This window comes from Aeromonas sp. FDAARGOS 1419 (assembly GCF_019047045.1).
Classification (GTDB): domain Bacteria; phylum Pseudomonadota; class Gammaproteobacteria; order Enterobacterales; family Aeromonadaceae; genus Aeromonas; species Aeromonas veronii.
The window spans coordinates 1,452,247-1,470,462 of the sequence record NZ_CP077209.1; the positions used below are offsets into that span (position 1 = coordinate 1,452,247).

Consider the following 18,216-nt stretch of genomic DNA (forward strand, 5'->3'; position numbering starts at 1 on the left):
GACTCTTGTTGTTATGGTGTTTGTGTTGCCAGGCTACGGCACAAGAGTCATTGGTCGTGGGCTGGGTCGACTGGCAGCCCTTCAGTTATCGCAATGAACAGCAACAGCTCCGCGGACTGGATGTGGAGCTGCTCAACGCCATCTTCCTGCGGGCCGGTTATCAGGCCAAATTCAGTGAAATGCCCTGGGCTCGCGTGTTGCACGAGCTGAAATTCGGCACGGTTCAACTGGCCATGTCAGCCAATATCACCGCCGAGCGGCAGCAATATGCCCGCTTCAGCCACCCCTATCGGGAAGAGGAGACGGCCATCGTCATCCGTCGGCAAGATGCCGAACGCTGGCGCGGGATCACCACCCTGGAGCAGTTGATCAACACCCCTGACTTCCATATCGGGGTGCTCAAGGGCTTTGATTACGGCAATACCTTCCGCCAGTTGATGGCAAGGCCCGAGCTGCAGCCCCGTTTGCAGATGCGCCTGCGGCTGGATCAGTTGCTGAAGATGTTGCAAGGGGGTCGGATCCAGGGGTTTATTCTGGACCCCCACGGACTGCAGGAGTGGCAGGGTAAGGATGGCGTGCAGGACAAGCTGTATATTCTGCTGCATATCGAACAGACACCGGTTCACCTGATGCTGAGCAAAGAGAGCACCACAGAAGCGCAACTGCAGCGGATCAATCAGGCTATCGATCAATTGAAACAGAGTCCCGACTATCAGCAGATCCTCGATCGCTACCAGTTCAGATCCCTGCATTCACAGGAAAACACTCATAAGTAAGGGGAGCATCTGCTCCCCTTGTAGTCTCAAGCAAACCCAATCCTGTCTCAAACAGCCCTGGTTGCAACTTGCCAGGACGTTTTGGTCACCGATAACGTGATGGTTAAACCTGGCTATCAGCGTCCCAGCACAATGTCGGCAAGGTGGGCGAAGTGGTGGATTTCGTGTGTGGCATCGCACTCGCCCGCTTGCCGCGCCGGGTTGTACCAGCAGGTTGCCAGCCCTTGCGCCGCCGCCCCGGCAATATCGGTTTTCGGATTATCCCCCACCATCAGCACCCGGGCCGGATCCGGCTGCCCCATCAGGGAGAGGGTGTGCTGGAAAATGGCTGGCGCCGGCTTGGTCACCCGGATCTCATCGGAGATCACCAGCGGCTCGAACCACTCGCTCCAGCCCAGTTTGCCAAGCCGCCCCCGCTGAGGCACGCTGAAACCATTGGTGATGATCCCCATCCGCACCTTGCTGCGCAGCTGCTGCAGGGTCTCGACCACCCCTTCGAGAGGCATGCTAAGGGCTATGATTTGCTCCAGAAAGGTGTTGTTCATCGCCATGGGATCAGCGGCAACCTGCTGGGCAAAGAGGGAGAAGCGGGTCTGCTGCAACGCCGTTGCATCGATCTCGCCGTCGTTGTACTGCTGCCAGAGCCCGTGGTTGAGGGCGTGGTACTGCGCCATGCTGGCGTCATCAGCCTGTACGCCATAGATCTGCAAGGTATGCGTCAGCGCAGAGGCAACCGGAAAATCGAGCAGGGTTTCATCCAAATCGAACAGCACCCAGTCATAGCTTGGTTGTTTCACATAACTCCTTGTTATCATTCAGATTGTTCAGAGGCTTGGCGACCAACTCTGCCAAGCGGGCTGGCCAGCAGATCCAGCGTGAGGCGCACGCCAAAGCCGGTCACTTCGCTGGAGACCACCCCATTGCCCCCTTTGTTGCGAAAACCGCTCAGGTCGAAGTGCAGCCAGGGGGTCTGCTCGGGCACGAAGTGGGCGAGGAAACGGGCCGCATCGATGTGATCCGGCGAACTGCCCGGCGCACACTGCAACAGATCGGCCCACTCGCTTTCGATGTTGTCGTCGTAATCGTCATCAAGCGGGAAGGGCCAGATCCGCTCGCCGCTGCGCTGACCTAGATTGACCAGCGATGCCATCCATTCGCTGCGATTGGTAAAGACGCCGCTGTAGCGGCTACCCAGCGCCCGTTTGCAGGCCCCGGTCAGGGTCGCGTAATCGAGCAGCAGATCCGGGGTATCCTGCACCGCCATCGCCAGGGTATCGGCCAGTACCATTCGCCCTTCGGCATCGGTATCGACCACCTCGATGGAGGTGCCATTGATGGCAGTCACCACCTCGCCGGGGCGATAGGCGTGAGGGCCGATATGGTTCTCGGCAATGGCCAGCCAGCAGTGTACCTCGTACGGTAGCTGAGCTCGGCTGATGGCGTAGAGGGTGCCGAGCGCCACCGCACTGCCCCCCATGTCCAGATGCATGCCATACATGCTGCCAGAGACCTTGAGGTTATAACCGCCAGAGTCGTGGCAGATCCCCTTGCCCACCAATGCAATGCGGCGCACCGGCTTGGGTGGATAGTAGCTGAGCTTGACCATAGCTCCCTGATTGTCTTCCGAGCCACGAGCAACGGCTAGAAACGCCCCCGCCCCCAACTCGGCCAGCTGTGCCTGATCATAGTGATGGCACTGCCACCCCTCATCTTGCGCCAGCTTGCTGACAAACTCGCGATAGCTGGCGGCCGTCAGCTCGGAGGCAGGCAACACCGCCAGATGGCGAGCCAGCCCGTTGCCCCCCGCTTCGCTGTAAAGGCGCGCCAAGTCCAGCACCACCGCGGGTGAAACCTTGATCTGCTGATAGCTCCAGCTGCTTTCACTACGGCGCTTGCTGGTGGGCAACGAAATATTGGCGGCAAGCAGGGCCGACAACATCACTTCGGCCAGCATCACTCGCTCGGAGGGAGAAAAACCTTCCAGATGCAGCCCGAGCCGCTCCACATTGAGCCCAGAAAGAGGAGCAATCCAGCCTCGGATCTGTTTATAGAGGCAGTGATCCCGCGTCACACTGCCGGCCACAAACATCACCTGCAACAGGGTATTGCCATGCATCAGGGTAAAGGGCGCTTTTTTCCCCAGCGCAAGCTGGGTCTGGAGACCCGCAAGGGCGGGGAGCGAAAGCAAGGACTCCTTCTGCTCTTCGGCGATCAGCAGCAGTTGCAACGGCAGCCCTTGGGCAAGGGCTTCGGCCAGCGTGGCATCCCGGCTTTCAATAGCAGGAGGAAGATAGGTGAAGGGAGTGATCACAGGCGCGTGCCTCATCCATGAAGAGATACCTGATGATACCCAAAAAATGGTTGATACGACCAGTTTTGGTCTTGAAAAAGCGTCAGAAATAGCAGCAATCACCAGATGGTGACGAGCATCAAGAAGGATTGTTCAATGATTGGCAATGCAGGAAGGGAACGTACAGAAAGTTGGTTGCGGGGGCCGGATTTGAACCGACGACCTTCGGGTTATGAGCCCGACGAGCTACCGAGCTGCTCCACCCCGCGTCCGAATTGTCACCCCCAAGCCGAGCAGTAGCTTGATGGCGTTTGTCTGCCTTCGATTGTTTACGCAATCGCAGGCTGACGAAAAAGTTGGTTGCGGGGGCCGGATTTGAACCGACGACCTTCGGGTTATGAGCCCGACGAGCTACCGAGCTGCTCCACCCCGCGTCCGAATTGTCACCATCAAGCCGAGCAGTAGCTTGGTGGCGTTTGTCAGCTTTCGACTATTTATACAATCGCAAGCTGACGAAAAAGTTGGTTGCGGGGGCCGGATTTGAACCGACGACCTTCGGGTTATGAGCCCGACGAGCTACCGAGCTGCTCCACCCCGCGTCCGAATTGTCACCCTCAAGCCGAGCAGTAGCTTGATGGCGTTTGTCTGCTTTCGACTGTTTATACAATCGCAAGCTGACGAAAGAGTTGGTTGCGGGGGCCGGATTTGAACCGACGACCTTCGGGTTATGAGCCCGACGAGCTACCGAGCTGCTCCACCCCGCGTCCGAATTGTCACCCTCAAGCCGAGCAGTAGCTTGGTGGCGTTTGTCTGCTTTCGATTGTTTACACAATCGCAAGCTGACGAAAGAGTTGGTTGCGGGGGCCGGATTTGAACCGACGACCTTCGGGTTATGAGCCCGACGAGCTACCGAGCTGCTCCACCCCGCGTCCGAATTGTCACCCTCAAGCCGAGCAGTAGCTTGATGGCGTTTGTCTGCCTTCGGTTGTATACGCAATCGCAGGCTGACGAAAAAGTTGGTTGCGGGGGCCGGATTTGAACCGACGACCTTCGGGTTATGAGCCCGACGAGCTACCGAGCTGCTCCACCCCGCGTCCGAATTTTTTCTCGAAGTGGCCGAGCAGTAGCCAGTTCGATTTCTCTTTTCCCACCAACCGGTTACACCGGTTTGACTAGTCAGGATCTCAGATGGTTGCGGGGGCCAGATTTGAACTGACGACCTTCGGGTTATGAGCCCGACGAGCTACCGGGCTGCTCCACCCCGCGTCTGAGGTCGCCAATAATAGGCGCCAGCGCACAGATTGCAAGTAAATATCTCAAAAAAAGTTTATTCGTAGATTAATCGGACAAATAGTGCGGTCATTAGCAGCATCATGCTGTTTTTTCAGGCAATCGAGTCCTTGCCAGGCATCCGGCACTACACTCAATAAGGTGAACACTCCTCATTTTGGGTAGGTAGAATATGCGCATCTCCGCCGGTCACTGCCGTCAGTTGGGGGCCACACCCGACAGTAACGGCGTCAACTTCGCGATCTGGGCACGCCTCGCCAGCCGGGTCGAACTACTGCTCTTCGCAAGCGCAGACGATGCGACCCCCGAAGTGATCCCCCTCTCCCCGCGCCTCAACCGCACCGCCTACTACTGGCATATCCATGTAGAGGGGATCTCGGTCGGGCAACGTTACGCCTATCGCATTCAGGGCCCGTGGCGCCCATATGGCGGCACCCGCTTCGATGCCGAGAAGGTGTTGCTCGACCCTTACGGCCGCAGCATCGAGCTTGGCGCCAATTACGATCGATGGGCGGCGGCCCGTCCAGGCAGCAATCTGGCTTGTTGCGCCAAGAACAAGGTGGTCGATACTCGCCACTACGACTGGGAAGGAGACAAACTGCCCGCTCACTCTCTGTCCCGCTCGGTGATCTACGAACTGCATCTGGGGGGCTTTACCAAGTCCCCGAGCTCCGGGGTCGATCCGGCGCTGCGTGGCACCTATCTCGGGCTGATTGAGAAGATCCCCTACCTGCAATCTCTCGGCGTCACCGCCGTCGAGCTGCTGCCGGTGTTCCAGTTCGATCCTCAGGATGCGCCCAAAGGACTCTCCAACTACTGGGGTTACAGCCCCATGTCCTTTTTCGCCCCCCACGCCCAATACGCCTGTGGCGATGATCCGCTGACCGAATTTCGCGACATGGTCAAGGCGCTGCACAAGGCCAATATCGAGGTGATCCTGGACGTGGTTTACAACCACACCGCCGAGGGGGGTGATGATGGCCCCACCTTCTCGTTTCGCGGCATTGACAACGAGGCCTACTACATCCTCGACAACAACCAGAAGGACACCAACTATTCGGGCTGCGGCAACACCTTCAATGGCGCCCATCCGGTGGTGCTGCGGATGATCATGGACAGCCTCCACTTCTGGCGTCAGGAGATGCACGTCGATGGCTTCCGCTTCGATTTGGCCGCCATTCTGTCACGGGATGAATCGGGTCAACCGCAGGCCAATGCACCCACTCTACGCACCATAGATACCGACCCCAACATCGCCGACATCAAGCTGATTGCCGAAGCCTGGGACGCGGGGGGGCTCTATCAGGTGGGGTCACTGGCCGGCGCCCGCTGGCGTGAGTGGAACGGCCAGTTCCGGGATGATGTGCGCCGCTTCCTGCGCGGGGATGACAACAGCGTAACCGCCTTTGTCGAGCGGCTCTGCGGCAGCCCCGACATCTACCACTACCACCACGCCGATCCCGAGAAGAGCATCAACTTCGTTACCTGCCACGACGGTTTTACCCTGTGGGACTGGGCCAGTTACAACAGCAAACACAACGAGGCCAACGGGGAGGAGAACCGTGACGGCTGCGATCACAACTTCAGCTGGAACCACGGCCATGAAGGGGTAACGGAAGATCCCCAGATCAACGCCCTGCGGATGCGCCAGGCCAAAAACATGATGGTGGCGACCCTGCTCTCGGTGGGCTCCCCCATGCTGCTGATGGGGGATGAACTGCTGCGCACCCAGCGGGGTAACAACAACGGCTACTGTCAGGACAATGCCACCTGCTGGATGAACTGGCTGCCCAATGCCCGCAGTCAGGAGATGTTCCGCTTTATGAAGGAGCTGATCCAATACCGCAAACACCTGTTCCAGCGCCCGGAGCAGGAGAGCATGCCGCTGTCGCTCACCGAGATCCTGCGCCACAGCGAGATCTGCTGGCACGGGGTCAACGCCGGGCAACCGGATTTCAGCCCCCACTCCCACGCCATCGCCATGTCGGCGCTGTCGAGCGAAACCAAGCTGGCGCTCTATGTGCTGTTCAACGCCTACTGGGAGCCCCTCACCTTCAACCTGCCGAGCCCGCCAAAGGGGGTCGGCGGCTACTGGCGGCGGATCCTCGATACCGCCCTCCCCTCGCCGCAAGATATCTGCACCTTCGGCATGCCGCTGGAGGGATTGACCCGCGAATATCTGGCCCAGCCGCGCAGCAGTTGCCTCTTTATCTGCGGGGCCGACGATTTCTATTGATCGATTGCTGTGAATTGATAGCAGCGATACCTGCAAGCCAGATATGGAAAAGCCCCGAGTGTTGGCTCGGGGCTTTCTCTTTTCAGCGCCAGTGTCAGATCAGCTGGTGCAACACGCTGGTAGCGGCAATCTGGGCGATCAGCAGGCCACACAGGGAGGTGGAGACCACCACAGGCGCGGTATCACGCTGTAAGTAGAGCGGGCTGAACCAGAGCAGCAGAGAGGCCACCAGCAACGCTGCCTGGGTCACCACCGCCGGGATCAGGGCATCGAGATTGGCCTCACTCCCTTGCCAGCCCACCAGCACTGCCAGCCAGACAAGGCTGGCCATCGCCCCCACCAGACCGGCCAGTGGCAACAGGGTGTTGAATGCCTTGAGACGATGACGGGCCCGCAGCAGCATCAGGTGGGCAAAGGCCGCCCCCAGCATCGCCATCTGCAGTAGACCGCTCACCCAGCCCTGCAGTTGCAGCAGCCCGATGCCATAGAGAGCGAGCGGCAACGCCGGTAGCCAGAGCAGTGTCGAGGGGACTGAACGCTTGCCCTCCAGCCGTGACTGGGCCAACGACAAGCCAACCCCGAGCACCAGTGCGGCCCCACCACTCCAGATGAGCCAGCTGGCCGCCTTGGCCTCGACCGCCAGCATCAGGGAGAGGGCGGTAATGACCCAGATGGAGAAGAGCTGCTGACTGATGCGCGAGCGTTGGCCAGGGCAGATATCACCGCGCCACAGCACGATACCGAGGGCGATCAGGGCGCCAAGCGCCATCAATCCGGTGAGGGGAAAGAGCCAAAAAGGGAGTTGGACGAACACGATGCCTCCAGCAGTAAAGATTCGAGGTGCGCCACCGGGGCGCCAGAGAGGGGCGAGTATACCCAAACCGGCGGCTATCCCCAATCGCGACAAACAATCGTGGGCAAACAATCAGGGGCAATTTGCCGCCAGCAGGGCCCACCTTGAGGGGCGCCCTGCTGGCAGCCATGTCCATAGGGACGGAATACGGCGCTGGCGTTAGCCCTGACCGCGGGCCAGCGCCACCACCCGGGCAAACATCTGGCGGATCACCGGCGGAATATGTTCGGCGCCGAGCCGCTCCGCCTCTTCCACCACCGCCAGCGCCATTCCCGGCTTGCTACGGTGATGGATAGCCTTGTTGATGATGTGACTGGCGCTCCACATGGCGCGCCCGCCCACCCCGGCCTCGCGACGAAACACAGCTTCAAAACCGTTGTGATAGAGGTAGTGCTCGATGTCGGCGGCAGGGAGCTGGGTCAGTCGGTCCCGCTCCCGCTCGCCCTTGAGCTGGCCACGGGCCGAGGTGGCATACTTTAGCCCCGCCTCGTCGCCATCGGTCAGCAGGTGCCACTCGATGCCAAAGTCCCGCGCCACCTTGATCAGCGGCGACTGGCCGCACTGGGCAAACTCGATGATCCGCACCCCTTCGGCCCGCAGACTGTAACCGCAGATCTGCGCCAACTCGGAGAGCAGCCAGATCTCGGTCTCCCCCTCCACCAGCAGCCAGCAACGGGCAAACAGCGACATGGGGCGGTTGATCCGCACGTGAAAGGCGATCTTGCGCAGATCGTCACTGCTGTAGCGCTCCCCCCCCAGCTGGTGACAGAGGATATCCTGCTGACGGCGCACCAGCCGCCGCACCTGATTGAGCGGCAGGGAAGAGAGCAGATCTCCCGAGTTGGTGGTGAGCAGCTTCTGGCCCGGCAGTTGTTCCAGCAGCCCCCACGCCAGCGCCAGCATGGTCGGGTGCAGCCGGCTCTCCGGATCCTCCAGGATCATGATGGGACGGGCCCCCTCCTCCAGCTCCCGGTTGCCCCGCGCTTGCAGCAGGGTAGCCGCCATCCCCGCCATCGCCAGCTGCAGCGCGCGGTTATCGGCGCGGCGCAGCAGGGTATGCAGGTTGCCAGGATTGCGCAATGTCATGGGGCGATTGATGATGTCGCGCTGACTGCGCGGCTTGTTCTTGATGGGGGCCAGGGCGTTGAAGTAGTGATCCATCAGCTGGCGCACCGCCTGCAACGCCTCTTTGAGCTCCGGCTCGCCGATCCGCTGGGGTTCGTCGATCAGCTTGTCCGCCAGCTCGCTCAGGCGATGCTCGGAGAGATCTCCCCACTGCAATGTCTCCACCCCGTTGCGAGCGGTACGAGCGTCCCGAAGCCGGAACACCGGGTTCATGGTGATGAGCAGGCAGACAAGCTCGTGGGTATTGGCGATGGGCAAGCTCTTGCCTACCCCGTCGAGAAAGTCGTGAATGGTGAGCACAGAGCCATCCGCCTGCAGCTCGGCGCTGGCGCGATAGTGAATGCGGTGGAATTTGTCCTTGTGCAGCACCCAGGAGGGGCAAAGACGGGCCAGCCGACGGGAGTGCTGACACATCTGGGGTCTGTGCTCACTGAAGGTGAGCACCAGTTGCAGGTGGCGCGCCGGGGCCAATTCGGGATCTTCCGGTTGGTGAAAATCCTCGGCGGTGAACTGATAGGGCTCGGCATCCTGCCCCAGCAAACACCAGAGGGCGCGCAGCAGGCTTGATTTGCCCCAGGTATTTTCACCAATCAGCACCGTTGTCTGATCCAGCCCGAGCGACAGGCGATTTATACCGCGAAAACCTTTGACTTCAATACGTTCCAGAAACATCCAGCCATGTCCACATCATTGTGATGGGGCAATAGTGGCAAAGTTACCGGAAAAATCCTATCGCAGGCGGGGCTTTTTCAACGTGAACTGTGAGGCACTGCAGGTTCGGGAGGGGTAACAACAGCGGTGCGATCTTGCGGGGCATTCCAGTGGCTGAACCAGAGATGACGGGTACGGATTTGACGTTTGCGATAATTCAATGGGCATTCCTTTCAATGGATAAGTGGTAGAGAGTACACCTCTTTTGCCCAAAGTCTCAGGGTTATCTGTGACGAGAAGATGACAATTGCGCCCGCCACTGCCCCGGCGTCAAACCAAACGCCTCACGAAAACGATTGCCGAAATGGGCCTGGGAAGAGAAGCCACACTGACTGGCGATGCTGGCCAGCGGCTCAGGGCCAGCCAACAGCTGCTTGGCCCGTTTGAGCCGCAGCCCAAGCAGATAGCGGTGGGGCGGGCAGCCGAGACTCTGACCGAACATGCGGGCAAAGTGATACTCGCTCAGCCCCGCCTGCTGGGCCAGCTCTGTCAGCGTGACCGAATCGGCCAGATGGGCCTGCAGATACTCCTGCACCCGTTTGATCACCACGGGCGCCAGCCCGCCGCGCAGAGGCGGCAAACCGGGAGCCTCCTCGGTGTGGTGGCGGTAGGCGTGGAGGATCAACATCCAGGCGCCGTGTGAAAGCGCCAGCCGATCGACCCCGTGCTGCCACTGCAGTTGCATCAGCTGGCGCTGCACCAGCTCGGCCGCCTGCGGATCGTCGATAAAGGTCTTGTCCACCAGTTGCAGGTGGCGCCCCTCCTTGTCACACACCTCCTCGGCGATACGGGTGAGGTGAGCCGGGGTGAAGTAGAGATGAAAGAAGCGAAACTCTTCGCGCACCAGCCACTCGGATCTGTGGTGATCCGGCATGATGCACACCTTGCCGGTGCCGCCGTGGCCACCCGGCCCATCGAGTCGCTCGGTCTGCTCGCCCCCCTGCAGATAGACGCTCAGGGTGTGGTGGCCCGGCTTGTGATAACGGGTCTGGTCATAGCAGTTGCGCCAACTGGCCACCCCGAGCCCGGGTTCGAGCCAGCAGGCGTCCTCCAGCCGGGCGCCGGTGCTGACCAGTGCATCAAATACCCCTGCTGTTTTCATTCGCCCCTGCCACCTGTTCCGGTTATGTGTACGGGTTATGCCGCTGCCATCCATCTTACCGACCGCGCCCGCAGATGACAGCGCAGGGCGATGAAAAACCGCAAGATGGTGCAATCCAGCCATCAGGGCTCGCCCCATAGTAGATCATCTCTCCCTGACTCACCGGAACTGTGATGAACCTGATGCTCTATCTTGCTACCGTGCTTATCTGGGGCAGCACCTGGATTGCCATCGCCTGGCAACTTGGCCCCATTCCCATCGAGGTCTCGGTGCTCTATCGCTTCGCCCTGGCAGCGGTGGCACTGTTTGCCCTGCTCACCGCCAGCGGCCGCTTTCCACGCCTCCCCTGGCACGGCCAGCGTTACGCCGCACTGCTCGGTGCCCTGCTCTTTTCCACCAACTTTCTCTGCTTCTACCACGCCACCCGCTATATCCCGAGCGGCATGTCGGCGGTGATCTTTGCCAGTGCCAGCATCTTCAACGGCCTCAACCTCTGGCTGTTCGAGCGCAAGCGCCCCACCCTGCGCTGGTTGCAAGGCTCCTTGCTGGGACTCTTTGGCACCCTGTTACTGTTCTGGCCGGTGCTGGCGGATGCGCAACTGGGTGCAAACGGCTGGGAGGGGCTGCTGCTCGCCTGCGGTGGCACCCTCTGCTTTTCGTTGGGCAATCTGGTCTCGGCACGGGGCCAGCGCCACGGCTACCACGTACTGCAACTGGTGCCCTGGGGCATGGTTTACGGCGCAGTGCTGTTGCTGGGCTGGGTCACATTGCTCGGGCAGCAACTGGTGGTGCCAACCGATGGCCACTATCTGGCGGCCATGGTCTACCTCGCCCTGTTTGGCTCGGTGATCGCCTTTACCGCCTATCTGACGCTGGTGGGGCGCATCGGTGCCAGCAAGGCCTCCTACGCCACCGTGCTCTTTCCGCTGGTGGCGCTTACCCTCTCCACCTTTTACGAAGGTTTTGTCTGGCAGCCGGTCTCGGTGGCCGGAGTGGTGATCAGCCTGATCGGCAATCTGGTGATCTTCGCGCCGCCCTTGAGCGAGTGGCGCATTCGACCGGCCAAGACAGCAAACGACCCTTGCTCCTGAGCCAGTCAGCACCTAAGGTAGCGCTGATCAATCTGTGACGATCCTGATGGCGATAAACAAGGGGGGCGAGATGTTACTGGAAGGGCTGGAGACGCTGAGCCTGCTGGCAAGTGAAGGAACCATGGCCAAGGTGGCCAGTCGCCTCTATATCAGCCAGTCGGCGGTGAGCAAGCGGATTGCCCAGCTGGAGCAGCGCCTTGGCAAGAAGTTGATTGAGCCGGAGGGGCGCCAGATCCGCCTCACCCCGCAGGCAAAGGAGCTACTTGAGCGAGTGGCCCCGAGTCTGGCAGAGATGAAAGGAGTGCTGGCCGATAGCCAGGATCTGGCGGATCAGAGTCCCCTCCCCATCGCCTGCTCCGAAACCCTGCTGGCCGGTTATCTCGCCCACTTTATGCGCGACTATCTGGAGCACGATCCCCACCTTGCCCTCTCCACCCACCACACGCCGGTCATTCTGGCGCGGGTGCGCAGCGGCGATGCCCTGCTCGGCATCTGCGCCGGTCGGCTCCCGCCCGGCCATGGCCTTGGCGCCGATCTGCTGCTTGAGGAGCCCTTTTATCTGGTGGGCGAAACGCAGCAGAGCCTGCCACCAGCCAGCGCAGAAAGCAGGCGCAAGATCCTTACCATGGATCTGGAGAACCCCTCCAACCGCTACCTGCGCGAACCGCTGGCTGATTTGGGGCTGGAGCCCGCCATGGAGCTCGACTCCTATCTGGCGCTCATCGAACTCGCCAAGGCGGGCATTGGCCCGGTACTGCTCCCCGCTGGCCTGCTGGGGCAGGTGGGAGAACAGGGGGATATTGCGCGTCCAATGCCCGGGCTGGGCCGCCCCCTGCATCTGGTCTACCGGCCAAACAGCCTAAAACGAGAGCGGATCGCCAGGCTGGTGAGCGCCCTGCACCAACACTTTCGCCACTGCAGCGACACACCGCGCTAGCGCTGTAAAACACCAGATATGACAACGGGGCCCGAGGGCCCCGTTAACAATTGCGATGCGGCAAGCAAGGCGCACATCAGATCCAGGCAAACAGCTCGGGATACTGGCTCCACACCAGCTTGGCGGACATCAGCAGGGAGACGGTCACCAGCAGCGGCTTGATCAGCTTCACCCCTTTTTTCAGCACCATCTTGGAGCCGAAGCGGGCGCCGATAAACTGCCCCAGCGCCATGCAAAAACCGACACTCCACACCACCTTGCCACCGAGCGCAAAGAACAGCAGGGAGGCGATATTCGAGGTGAAGTTGAGCAGCTTGGTATGGGCGGTGGCGCGCGCCATGCCAAAGCCCGCCAGCGCCACGAAACCGATGGCAAAAAACGAACCTGTGCCCGGCCCGAAGAAGCCGTCATAAAAGCCGACACCGCCCCCCACCAGCAGCGCAAACAGCATGGGAGTCAGACGGCGGGAGCTTTCGGCATCGCTTACCCGCGGCGAGAAGTAGAAGTAGCAGGCAAAAGCCATCAGCAGGAAAGGGAGCAGGCGCTCGAGAATGGCGGCGTCTATGGTCTGCACTGCCAGCGTGCCAATGGCCGCGCCGATAAAGGTGCAGATCACCGCAGGCCAGATCATGGCCCACTCCAGCAGCCCCTTGCGAGCATAGAACCAGGTGGCAGAGAAGGAGCCAAAACTGCTCTGCAGCTTGTTGGTGCCGAGCACCAGCGCGGGCGGCATGCCGGTGGCCAGCAGAGCCGGTACCGTCAACAGACCGCCGCCACCAGCGATGGCATCGATAAAGCCGGCGACAAGCGCTACACCGAACAGGGCAAACAGGGTAACCAGTTCCAATTCCATCCATAGACCTCACGAGAGTGGGTTGCCCGAAGGGGCCGGGCGACCGGATATAACCAAAACGACGTTGTGCGGGGGGCTGCACAGGCTGCCCGCTATCCTAGCGGGCCCCTGACCATGAATCTAACGAAACAGTGGCAGACAATTGATTCCTGATTTTCATTGATTTGAGCTGTCAGGCCCCTGCCCCCTCAGAGGGTCAGTTAGCAAGCCGGTGAAGCGACGTTCGCTTCCTTGATGGCCGCCAGTGCCTCACAGAGATGCTCCTCATCGGCACCGGGGAAACGGCTGACCCGCCCGGCCATATAGCGGCTGCTGAACAGATTGAACCAGTGCTGCAGTGCCTGCCCCGCCTTGAGCTCTCCCGCAACTTCCAACACACAGGCCGCCACTTCGGCGGTGCAAAGGTGCTCCTCGCAGTTGGCCACCCGCATACCATAGGTGGAGAGCGTATCGGGTTTGATGGCGAGCACCGGAAAACCGTCGAGATAGGGGCTCTTGTTGAACATCTTGCGCGCCTCCGGCCAGGTGCCGTCGAGCAGGATAAAGAGCGGTTTTTTACCCGGTGCCAGCGTCACCTCGCCGGTCAGGCGGGCAGGCTCCTTCTCGCAAGCGGGAAAGACCACATAGGGCTGCCAGACGGGATCGGCCAGCAGGGCCAGCAACTCGGGATGGGGCTGGGTACGTGACCAGAGAAACGCCCAGGTGGTATCCGGCAACACATCGGCGATCAGGCGACCGGTGTTGGAGGGCTTCATCGGCTCGCTATCATACATCAGCAGGCAGAAACCGGCCTCCGCTTTGAGCTCGGGGCGCCACTCGCAGGCACACCAATCCTCGCGCAGCTGACAGGCCGGACAGCGAGCCAGGGTGCCGCCACGGGCAAGAAACGGTCGGGTAGAGATACTCTTGCGCCAGGCCCGCAGGCGGTTGACGGCGTGATCAGGAACAGGCTTCATCTAGGTTCACAACTGGAGTCAAAACAGGAACGGCAGCGGTGCCAACATGTCACGGCGCCATAGGGCGCGATAACAGGGGGGCTGCCGGAAAAGCGCAAGATTGTACCGAGTTACGCGCTGGCGGAACAGCAATCCCTGCCCCTTTCGCCCAACACAGTGCCAACCTCTCTTGTCTTACGACTCCTGACAGCTGCGCAGCAGCTCCAGCAACAGGCTGCCATCGCGCAGTGCCTTGTGCACCTGCACCGAAGTGGGCTTGGTGGGATCTTCGTAGAAGTGGGTCGATTCAATCTGCAGCCGCACCAGATATTCGGCGGGCAACTGGCTGGCCAGCGACTGGTGCAGCATGGGAAACAGCAGCCGATCGGCACGGGTGATCTCCCCCCCGAGCAGCAGCTTGCCCGGATTGAGCAGGCAGATGAGATTGGAGAGCACCTTGGAGAGGCGACCCGCCGCCTGATGGAGAATATCCTGACAAAGGCTGTTGCCTGCAAGCGCCAGCTCGCAGAGCTCGCGGATGGTGACGCTCTCGGGCAAGTCGTGCTCCTGCATCCGCTCGCGCAGATCCCGGTATTGCGCCTCCAGCGCCTGATTGGTCACCAGGGTGCAGGCACAGCCAAAGCCGCCGCAGTAGCAGCGCTGGCCATAGGGCTCGAGCTGCAGGTGGCTGAGATCTCCGAGCAGCGCATTTTCACTCTCGATGAGCTGGCCATTGACCACCATGCCGACCCCGATGTCGTTGTGGACAAACACCAACACCGCATCGGCACAATTCTTGGCGGCCCCCCACTCCCGCTCGGCCTGGATCCAGGTGCGCACGTCACCGCTCACCAGCACAGGTACCGAGAACGCCTGTTGCAGAGTTGGGCCAAGGGGCCAGTTGCGCAGATCGTAGAAGGGGAAGTGCTTGACCATGCCGGAGTGGCGCTCTACCTGACCCGGCAGACAGAGGGCGATACAGGCCAGACTGAGAGACTTTCTCGGCAAAAACACCTTGATGGCGTGTACCAGACTGCCCAGCAGATCGGCGCGCTCCTCCTCGGTAAAGAGGTGGCGCTGGCGGGCCAGCGAACGGCCGGAAAAGTCAAACAGCGCCATATCCACGTAGCCACGGCCAAGACGCATGGAGAGAAACTGGAAGCGGCGCTCGTTGATGCGCAGCAAGGTCTGACGACGGCCGCGCCCCACTGAACTTTCACCACAGGTGACCACCAGACCCCCATCGAGCAGTTCCCTGGTGATCTTGGTGATACTGGCAGGCGAAAGGCCGGTCAGGCGGGAGAGATCGGTGCGCGACAGCTCCTTGTGCTCTTCCAGGCTGGCATAGACCAGGCCGTAGTTGAGCTGCCGGATCAAATCGATACTACCTTTCACGATCTCATTCATAGGGTATGGGGCAAAGGCTGAAAAAAAGAGGCTGGCAATTTTCACACATTATTGGTCAATCCCCAAATAAAGTGCGGCCTGAACCGGGGGTCAGGCCGCATCTTGTGGTGGCCGTCACGGACCATTGCAAGATCAATAACGGAATTGCGAGACCAGTTTGCGCAATTTGTCACCGGTACTGGCCAGATCGCGGGTGGTGCTGTTGGATTCCACCGCCGCACTGGTCAGCTCGCTGACAATCTGCTGAATGGCCACCAGGTTCTTGTTGATCTCCTCGGAGACCGCGTGCTGCTCCTCGGCGGCGGTGGCGATCTGGATGTTCATGTCGTTGATGGTACTGACCGCCATCACCATGCTATCGAGGGAGCTGGCGATATGGCTCGCCTCCTGCACCGTCTCCTGGCTGCGATCCTCGCTCGCCTGCATCACCTCCACCGCCTGCTTCACCCCGCCCTGCAGACGTTGCAGCATCTCGTTGATCTCTTTGGTGCTTTGTTGGGTACGGCCGGCCAGCGAACGCACTTCGTCCGCCACCACCGCAAAGCCCCGCCCCTGCTCACCGGCGCGGGCCGCCTCAATGGCGGCGTTCAGCGCCAGCAGGTTGGTCTGCTCGGCAATGCCGCGAATGACCTCCACCACCGAGCCAATCTTGGCGGTCTCTTGCGCCAATTGTTCGATAACGCCGGAGGCAGTATGCACCTCCCCCACCAGCCGGTTGATACTGTTGATAGCCCCGCTCACCACTCCTCGGGCGGCGTCCGATTCACGAGCCGCATCGCTGGTTGCCGTCGCGGCATTGGAGGCACTGGCCGCCACCTCCTGCGCAGTGGAGCTCATCTCGGTCACCGCGGTGACCACCTGATCGGTCTCGCGGCTGTGGCCCTGCATCTGATGGTCATAGTGCTCGCTCAGATGGTGCAACTTGTCGACCGCGCTGAAGAGGTGATTACTGGTCTCGCCCACCTGACTCACCACCGACTGGATCCGCTCGACAAAGCGGTTGAAGGCGCTGGCCAGCTGGCCAATCTCGTCCTGACTCTGCACCTTGAGGCGCTGGGTCAGATCCCCGTCGCCGTTGGCAATATCGTTCAATGCCAGCACCGCATCCGCCAGCGGCTTGGTGACCCGGTTGCCCACAATGACGGTCGCCGCCAGGGTGATACCCAGGATCAGCAGGATCACCAGCACACTGCTCTGCAACGACGCATGCATGTTGCTCTCGCGCTCTGCCCGCAAGGCCGCAAGTTCGTTGTCGATATCATCGATATAAAAACCGGTACCAATGGCCCACTGGTATTTGTCCAGCACCAGAGTAAAGGCAAGCTTGGGGGCATCGCGACCGATGGAGGGCTTGGCTGTCCAGTATTCGGTAAAACCATCCCCCTGACGGGCCGACTTGAGGATCTCCTGGATCAGCAACTTGCCCTTGGCATCCTTGTCGTTCCAGCGGTTTTTCCCCTCCAGCTCGGTACGCACCGGCAGCAGTATGGTGTTGCCCTCGAAGTCATAGACAAAGAAGTAGCCATCACTGCTGTAACGCAGCGGCCTGAGCAACTCTTTGACCTTTTGACGATTTTCCGGTGAATCTGGCAGGGAATACACGGCATCGACGGCGGTTTTGGCCATCATGATGTAACTGCTGAGCAGCGCTTTACGCTCCTTGATGGCATTTTCCCTCGCCACCACCAGATCAGACTCCAGATCGCGCTTGGAGACCATGTAGTTACTGAGATTGACCACCAGGGCCATCAACAGTACGGGGACTGCACCCAGTAACAGGATTTTCTGCTTTAGCGTCATCTTTCACATCCTTGCAGCTGTTTTTATTGGAATTCCTTGCTTACTCATCAGTATAGGTGCTGGCAGGGCGAGCCCAGCTTTCGTTACAATTCCCTTAAACAAATCGGCCAGAACGTGAAAATCATGAATCTTTGTCCTTGCGGCTCAACCCTTTCTCTCGAATTGTGCTGTGGCTCACGTCACAGTGGCGCAGTGGCTGACACCCCGGAGCAGCTGATGCGCTCTCGCTACAGCGCTTTTGTGCTCGGTCTGGGGGAGTATCTGGTCCATAGCTGGCATCCGGCTCACCTTGGCGGTCTCACCGCCGAAGAGCTTTCACGCATCGACACCCGCTGGGATGGTCTCGAGATCATCGCCAGCCAGGGCGGCCCGGAGGATGAAACCGGGATGGTGGAGTTCAAAGCCTGGTTTCTGGAGGGGGATGAGCGTCACTGCCTCCATGAGCGTTCCCGCTTCGTGCGTTATCAGGGCCGCTGGGTCTACACCGATGGAGAGCAGGATCCGGCGCCCCTCAAAACCGGCCGCAACGATCCCTGCCCCTGTGGCAGCGGCAAAAAGCACAAGAAGTGCTGCGGCTGACCAATAACACACCCACCAGACTCGTCAAACAGTGACAAGGGGCATCCAATGCCCCTTTTTTGTGCCTGTTATTCGCCACCAGTCCATTAACCGCTGCGATAACAAGCGTGACAAATGTCACATAATGCTCATTAACGCGCGAGCAAATGAGCGTTTGCGAGCGCAAATTTGGCCCATATCAAACATTTCCACTCAGAAGTAGGCCACACTGGCCTCATCTGGAAGAGATGA

General features: G+C 60.3%; 14 protein-coding genes and 7 tRNA genes. 5 read left to right on the top strand and 16 right to left on the bottom strand.

Going from position 1 to position 18,216, the window contains the following annotated elements:
* Positions 1-56: 56 nt before the first annotated feature.
* The gene (locus I6L49_RS06395; RefSeq protein WP_019445806.1) at positions 57-776 is read left to right on the top strand and encodes an ABC transporter substrate-binding protein; all 720 of its coding nucleotides are present in this window, start codon (positions 57-59) and stop codon (positions 774-776) included.
* A 116-nt stretch (positions 777-892) separates the two neighbouring features.
* Here the strand turns inward: I6L49_RS06395 and yjjG are convergent, their stop codons facing one another.
* The 9 genes from yjjG to I6L49_RS06440 all read right to left on the bottom strand — a co-directional run bounded on the left by yjjG (position 893) and on the right by I6L49_RS06440 (position 4,332).
* Complete coding sequence (gene yjjG / locus I6L49_RS06400) at positions 893-1,573, bottom strand: pyrimidine 5'-nucleotidase (RefSeq protein ID WP_005333455.1); 681 nt, start codon at positions 1,571-1,573, stop codon at positions 893-895.
* A 14-nt stretch (positions 1,574-1,587) separates the two neighbouring features.
* A complete protein-coding gene (locus I6L49_RS06405; protein ID WP_216951605.1) occupies positions 1,588-3,087 on the bottom strand; it encodes a leucyl aminopeptidase family protein in 1,500 nt (499 codons plus the stop codon).
* A gap of 171 nt (positions 3,088-3,258) precedes the next feature.
* A tRNA-Met gene (locus tag I6L49_RS06410) sits at positions 3,259-3,335 on the bottom strand.
* 88 nt (positions 3,336-3,423) lie between these two features.
* Positions 3,424-3,500: transfer RNA gene (locus tag I6L49_RS06415), tRNA-Met, on the bottom strand.
* Positions 3,501-3,588: 88 nt separating this feature from the next.
* A tRNA-Met gene (locus I6L49_RS06420) sits at positions 3,589-3,665 on the bottom strand.
* 88 nt (positions 3,666-3,753) lie between these two features.
* Positions 3,754-3,830 (bottom strand) — tRNA-Met (locus I6L49_RS06425).
* An 88-nt stretch (positions 3,831-3,918) separates the two neighbouring features.
* A tRNA-Met gene (locus I6L49_RS06430) sits at positions 3,919-3,995 on the bottom strand.
* Between the two features lie 88 nt (positions 3,996-4,083).
* Positions 4,084-4,160 (bottom strand) — tRNA-Met (locus tag I6L49_RS06435).
* Between the two features lie 95 nt (positions 4,161-4,255).
* Positions 4,256-4,332 (bottom strand) — tRNA-Met (locus tag I6L49_RS06440).
* 196 nt (positions 4,333-4,528) lie between these two features.
* On the opposite strand from I6L49_RS06440, the gene glgX reads away from it, so the two are divergent.
* A complete protein-coding gene (gene glgX, locus I6L49_RS06445; RefSeq protein WP_058058466.1) occupies positions 4,529-6,592 on the top strand; it encodes a glycogen debranching protein GlgX in 2,064 nt (687 codons plus the stop codon).
* Between the two features lie 94 nt (positions 6,593-6,686).
* Here the strand turns inward: glgX and I6L49_RS06450 are convergent, their stop codons facing one another.
* From I6L49_RS06450 to I6L49_RS06460, 3 genes are all read right to left on the bottom strand, one after another.
* Positions 6,687-7,406 carry a hypothetical protein gene (locus tag I6L49_RS06450; RefSeq protein ID WP_005361023.1) on the bottom strand — a complete coding sequence of 240 codons (720 nt, stop codon included), beginning with the start codon at positions 7,404-7,406 and terminating at the stop codon, positions 6,687-6,689.
* Positions 7,407-7,604: 198 nt separating this feature from the next.
* Entirely contained in the window at positions 7,605-9,242 is a 1,638-nt protein-coding gene (locus I6L49_RS06455; protein WP_069555949.1) for an ATP-dependent endonuclease, read from the bottom strand.
* A 262-nt stretch (positions 9,243-9,504) separates the two neighbouring features.
* Complete coding sequence (locus I6L49_RS06460) at positions 9,505-10,383, bottom strand: helix-turn-helix domain-containing protein (RefSeq protein WP_216950883.1); 879 nt, start codon at positions 10,381-10,383, stop codon at positions 9,505-9,507.
* Positions 10,384-10,556: 173 nt separating this feature from the next.
* Here I6L49_RS06460 and I6L49_RS06465 point away from each other — a divergent pair, with 173 nt between their 5' ends.
* Both I6L49_RS06465 and I6L49_RS06470 read left to right on the top strand, forming a co-directional pair.
* Positions 10,557-11,474, top strand: a complete 918-nt coding sequence (locus I6L49_RS06465) for a DMT family transporter (protein WP_216950884.1) — start codon at positions 10,557-10,559, stop codon at positions 11,472-11,474.
* Between the two features lie 70 nt (positions 11,475-11,544).
* Positions 11,545-12,411: a LysR family transcriptional regulator gene (locus tag I6L49_RS06470; protein WP_216950885.1), complete on the top strand. Its 867-nt coding sequence runs from the start codon at positions 11,545-11,547 to the stop codon at positions 12,409-12,411.
* 76 nt (positions 12,412-12,487) lie between these two features.
* Here I6L49_RS06470 and I6L49_RS06475 read toward each other — a convergent pair whose 3' ends face one another.
* The 4 genes from I6L49_RS06475 to I6L49_RS06490 form a co-directional block, all read right to left on the bottom strand.
* Positions 12,488-13,264 (bottom strand): TSUP family transporter, encoded by a 777-nt coding sequence (locus I6L49_RS06475; RefSeq protein WP_005333472.1) that lies wholly within the window; start codon positions 13,262-13,264, stop codon positions 12,488-12,490.
* Positions 13,265-13,464: 200 nt separating this feature from the next.
* Positions 13,465-14,220, bottom strand: a complete 756-nt coding sequence (locus I6L49_RS06480) for a tRNA-uridine aminocarboxypropyltransferase (protein WP_216950886.1) — start codon at positions 14,218-14,220, stop codon at positions 13,465-13,467.
* Between the two features lie 174 nt (positions 14,221-14,394).
* Positions 14,395-15,606, bottom strand: a complete 1,212-nt coding sequence (locus I6L49_RS06485; RefSeq protein WP_005333476.1) for an ROK family transcriptional regulator — start codon at positions 15,604-15,606, stop codon at positions 14,395-14,397.
* A gap of 132 nt (positions 15,607-15,738) precedes the next feature.
* On the bottom strand, positions 15,739-17,406 hold the full coding sequence (locus tag I6L49_RS06490) for a methyl-accepting chemotaxis protein (protein ID WP_005352447.1): 1,668 nt from the start codon (positions 17,404-17,406) through the stop codon (positions 15,739-15,741).
* 123 nt (positions 17,407-17,529) lie between these two features.
* Between I6L49_RS06490 and I6L49_RS06495 the strand changes: the two genes are divergently transcribed.
* Positions 17,530-17,985 (top strand): YchJ family protein, encoded by a 456-nt coding sequence (locus I6L49_RS06495; RefSeq protein WP_204483412.1) that lies wholly within the window; start codon positions 17,530-17,532, stop codon positions 17,983-17,985.
* Positions 17,986-18,216: the final 231 nt, after the last annotated feature.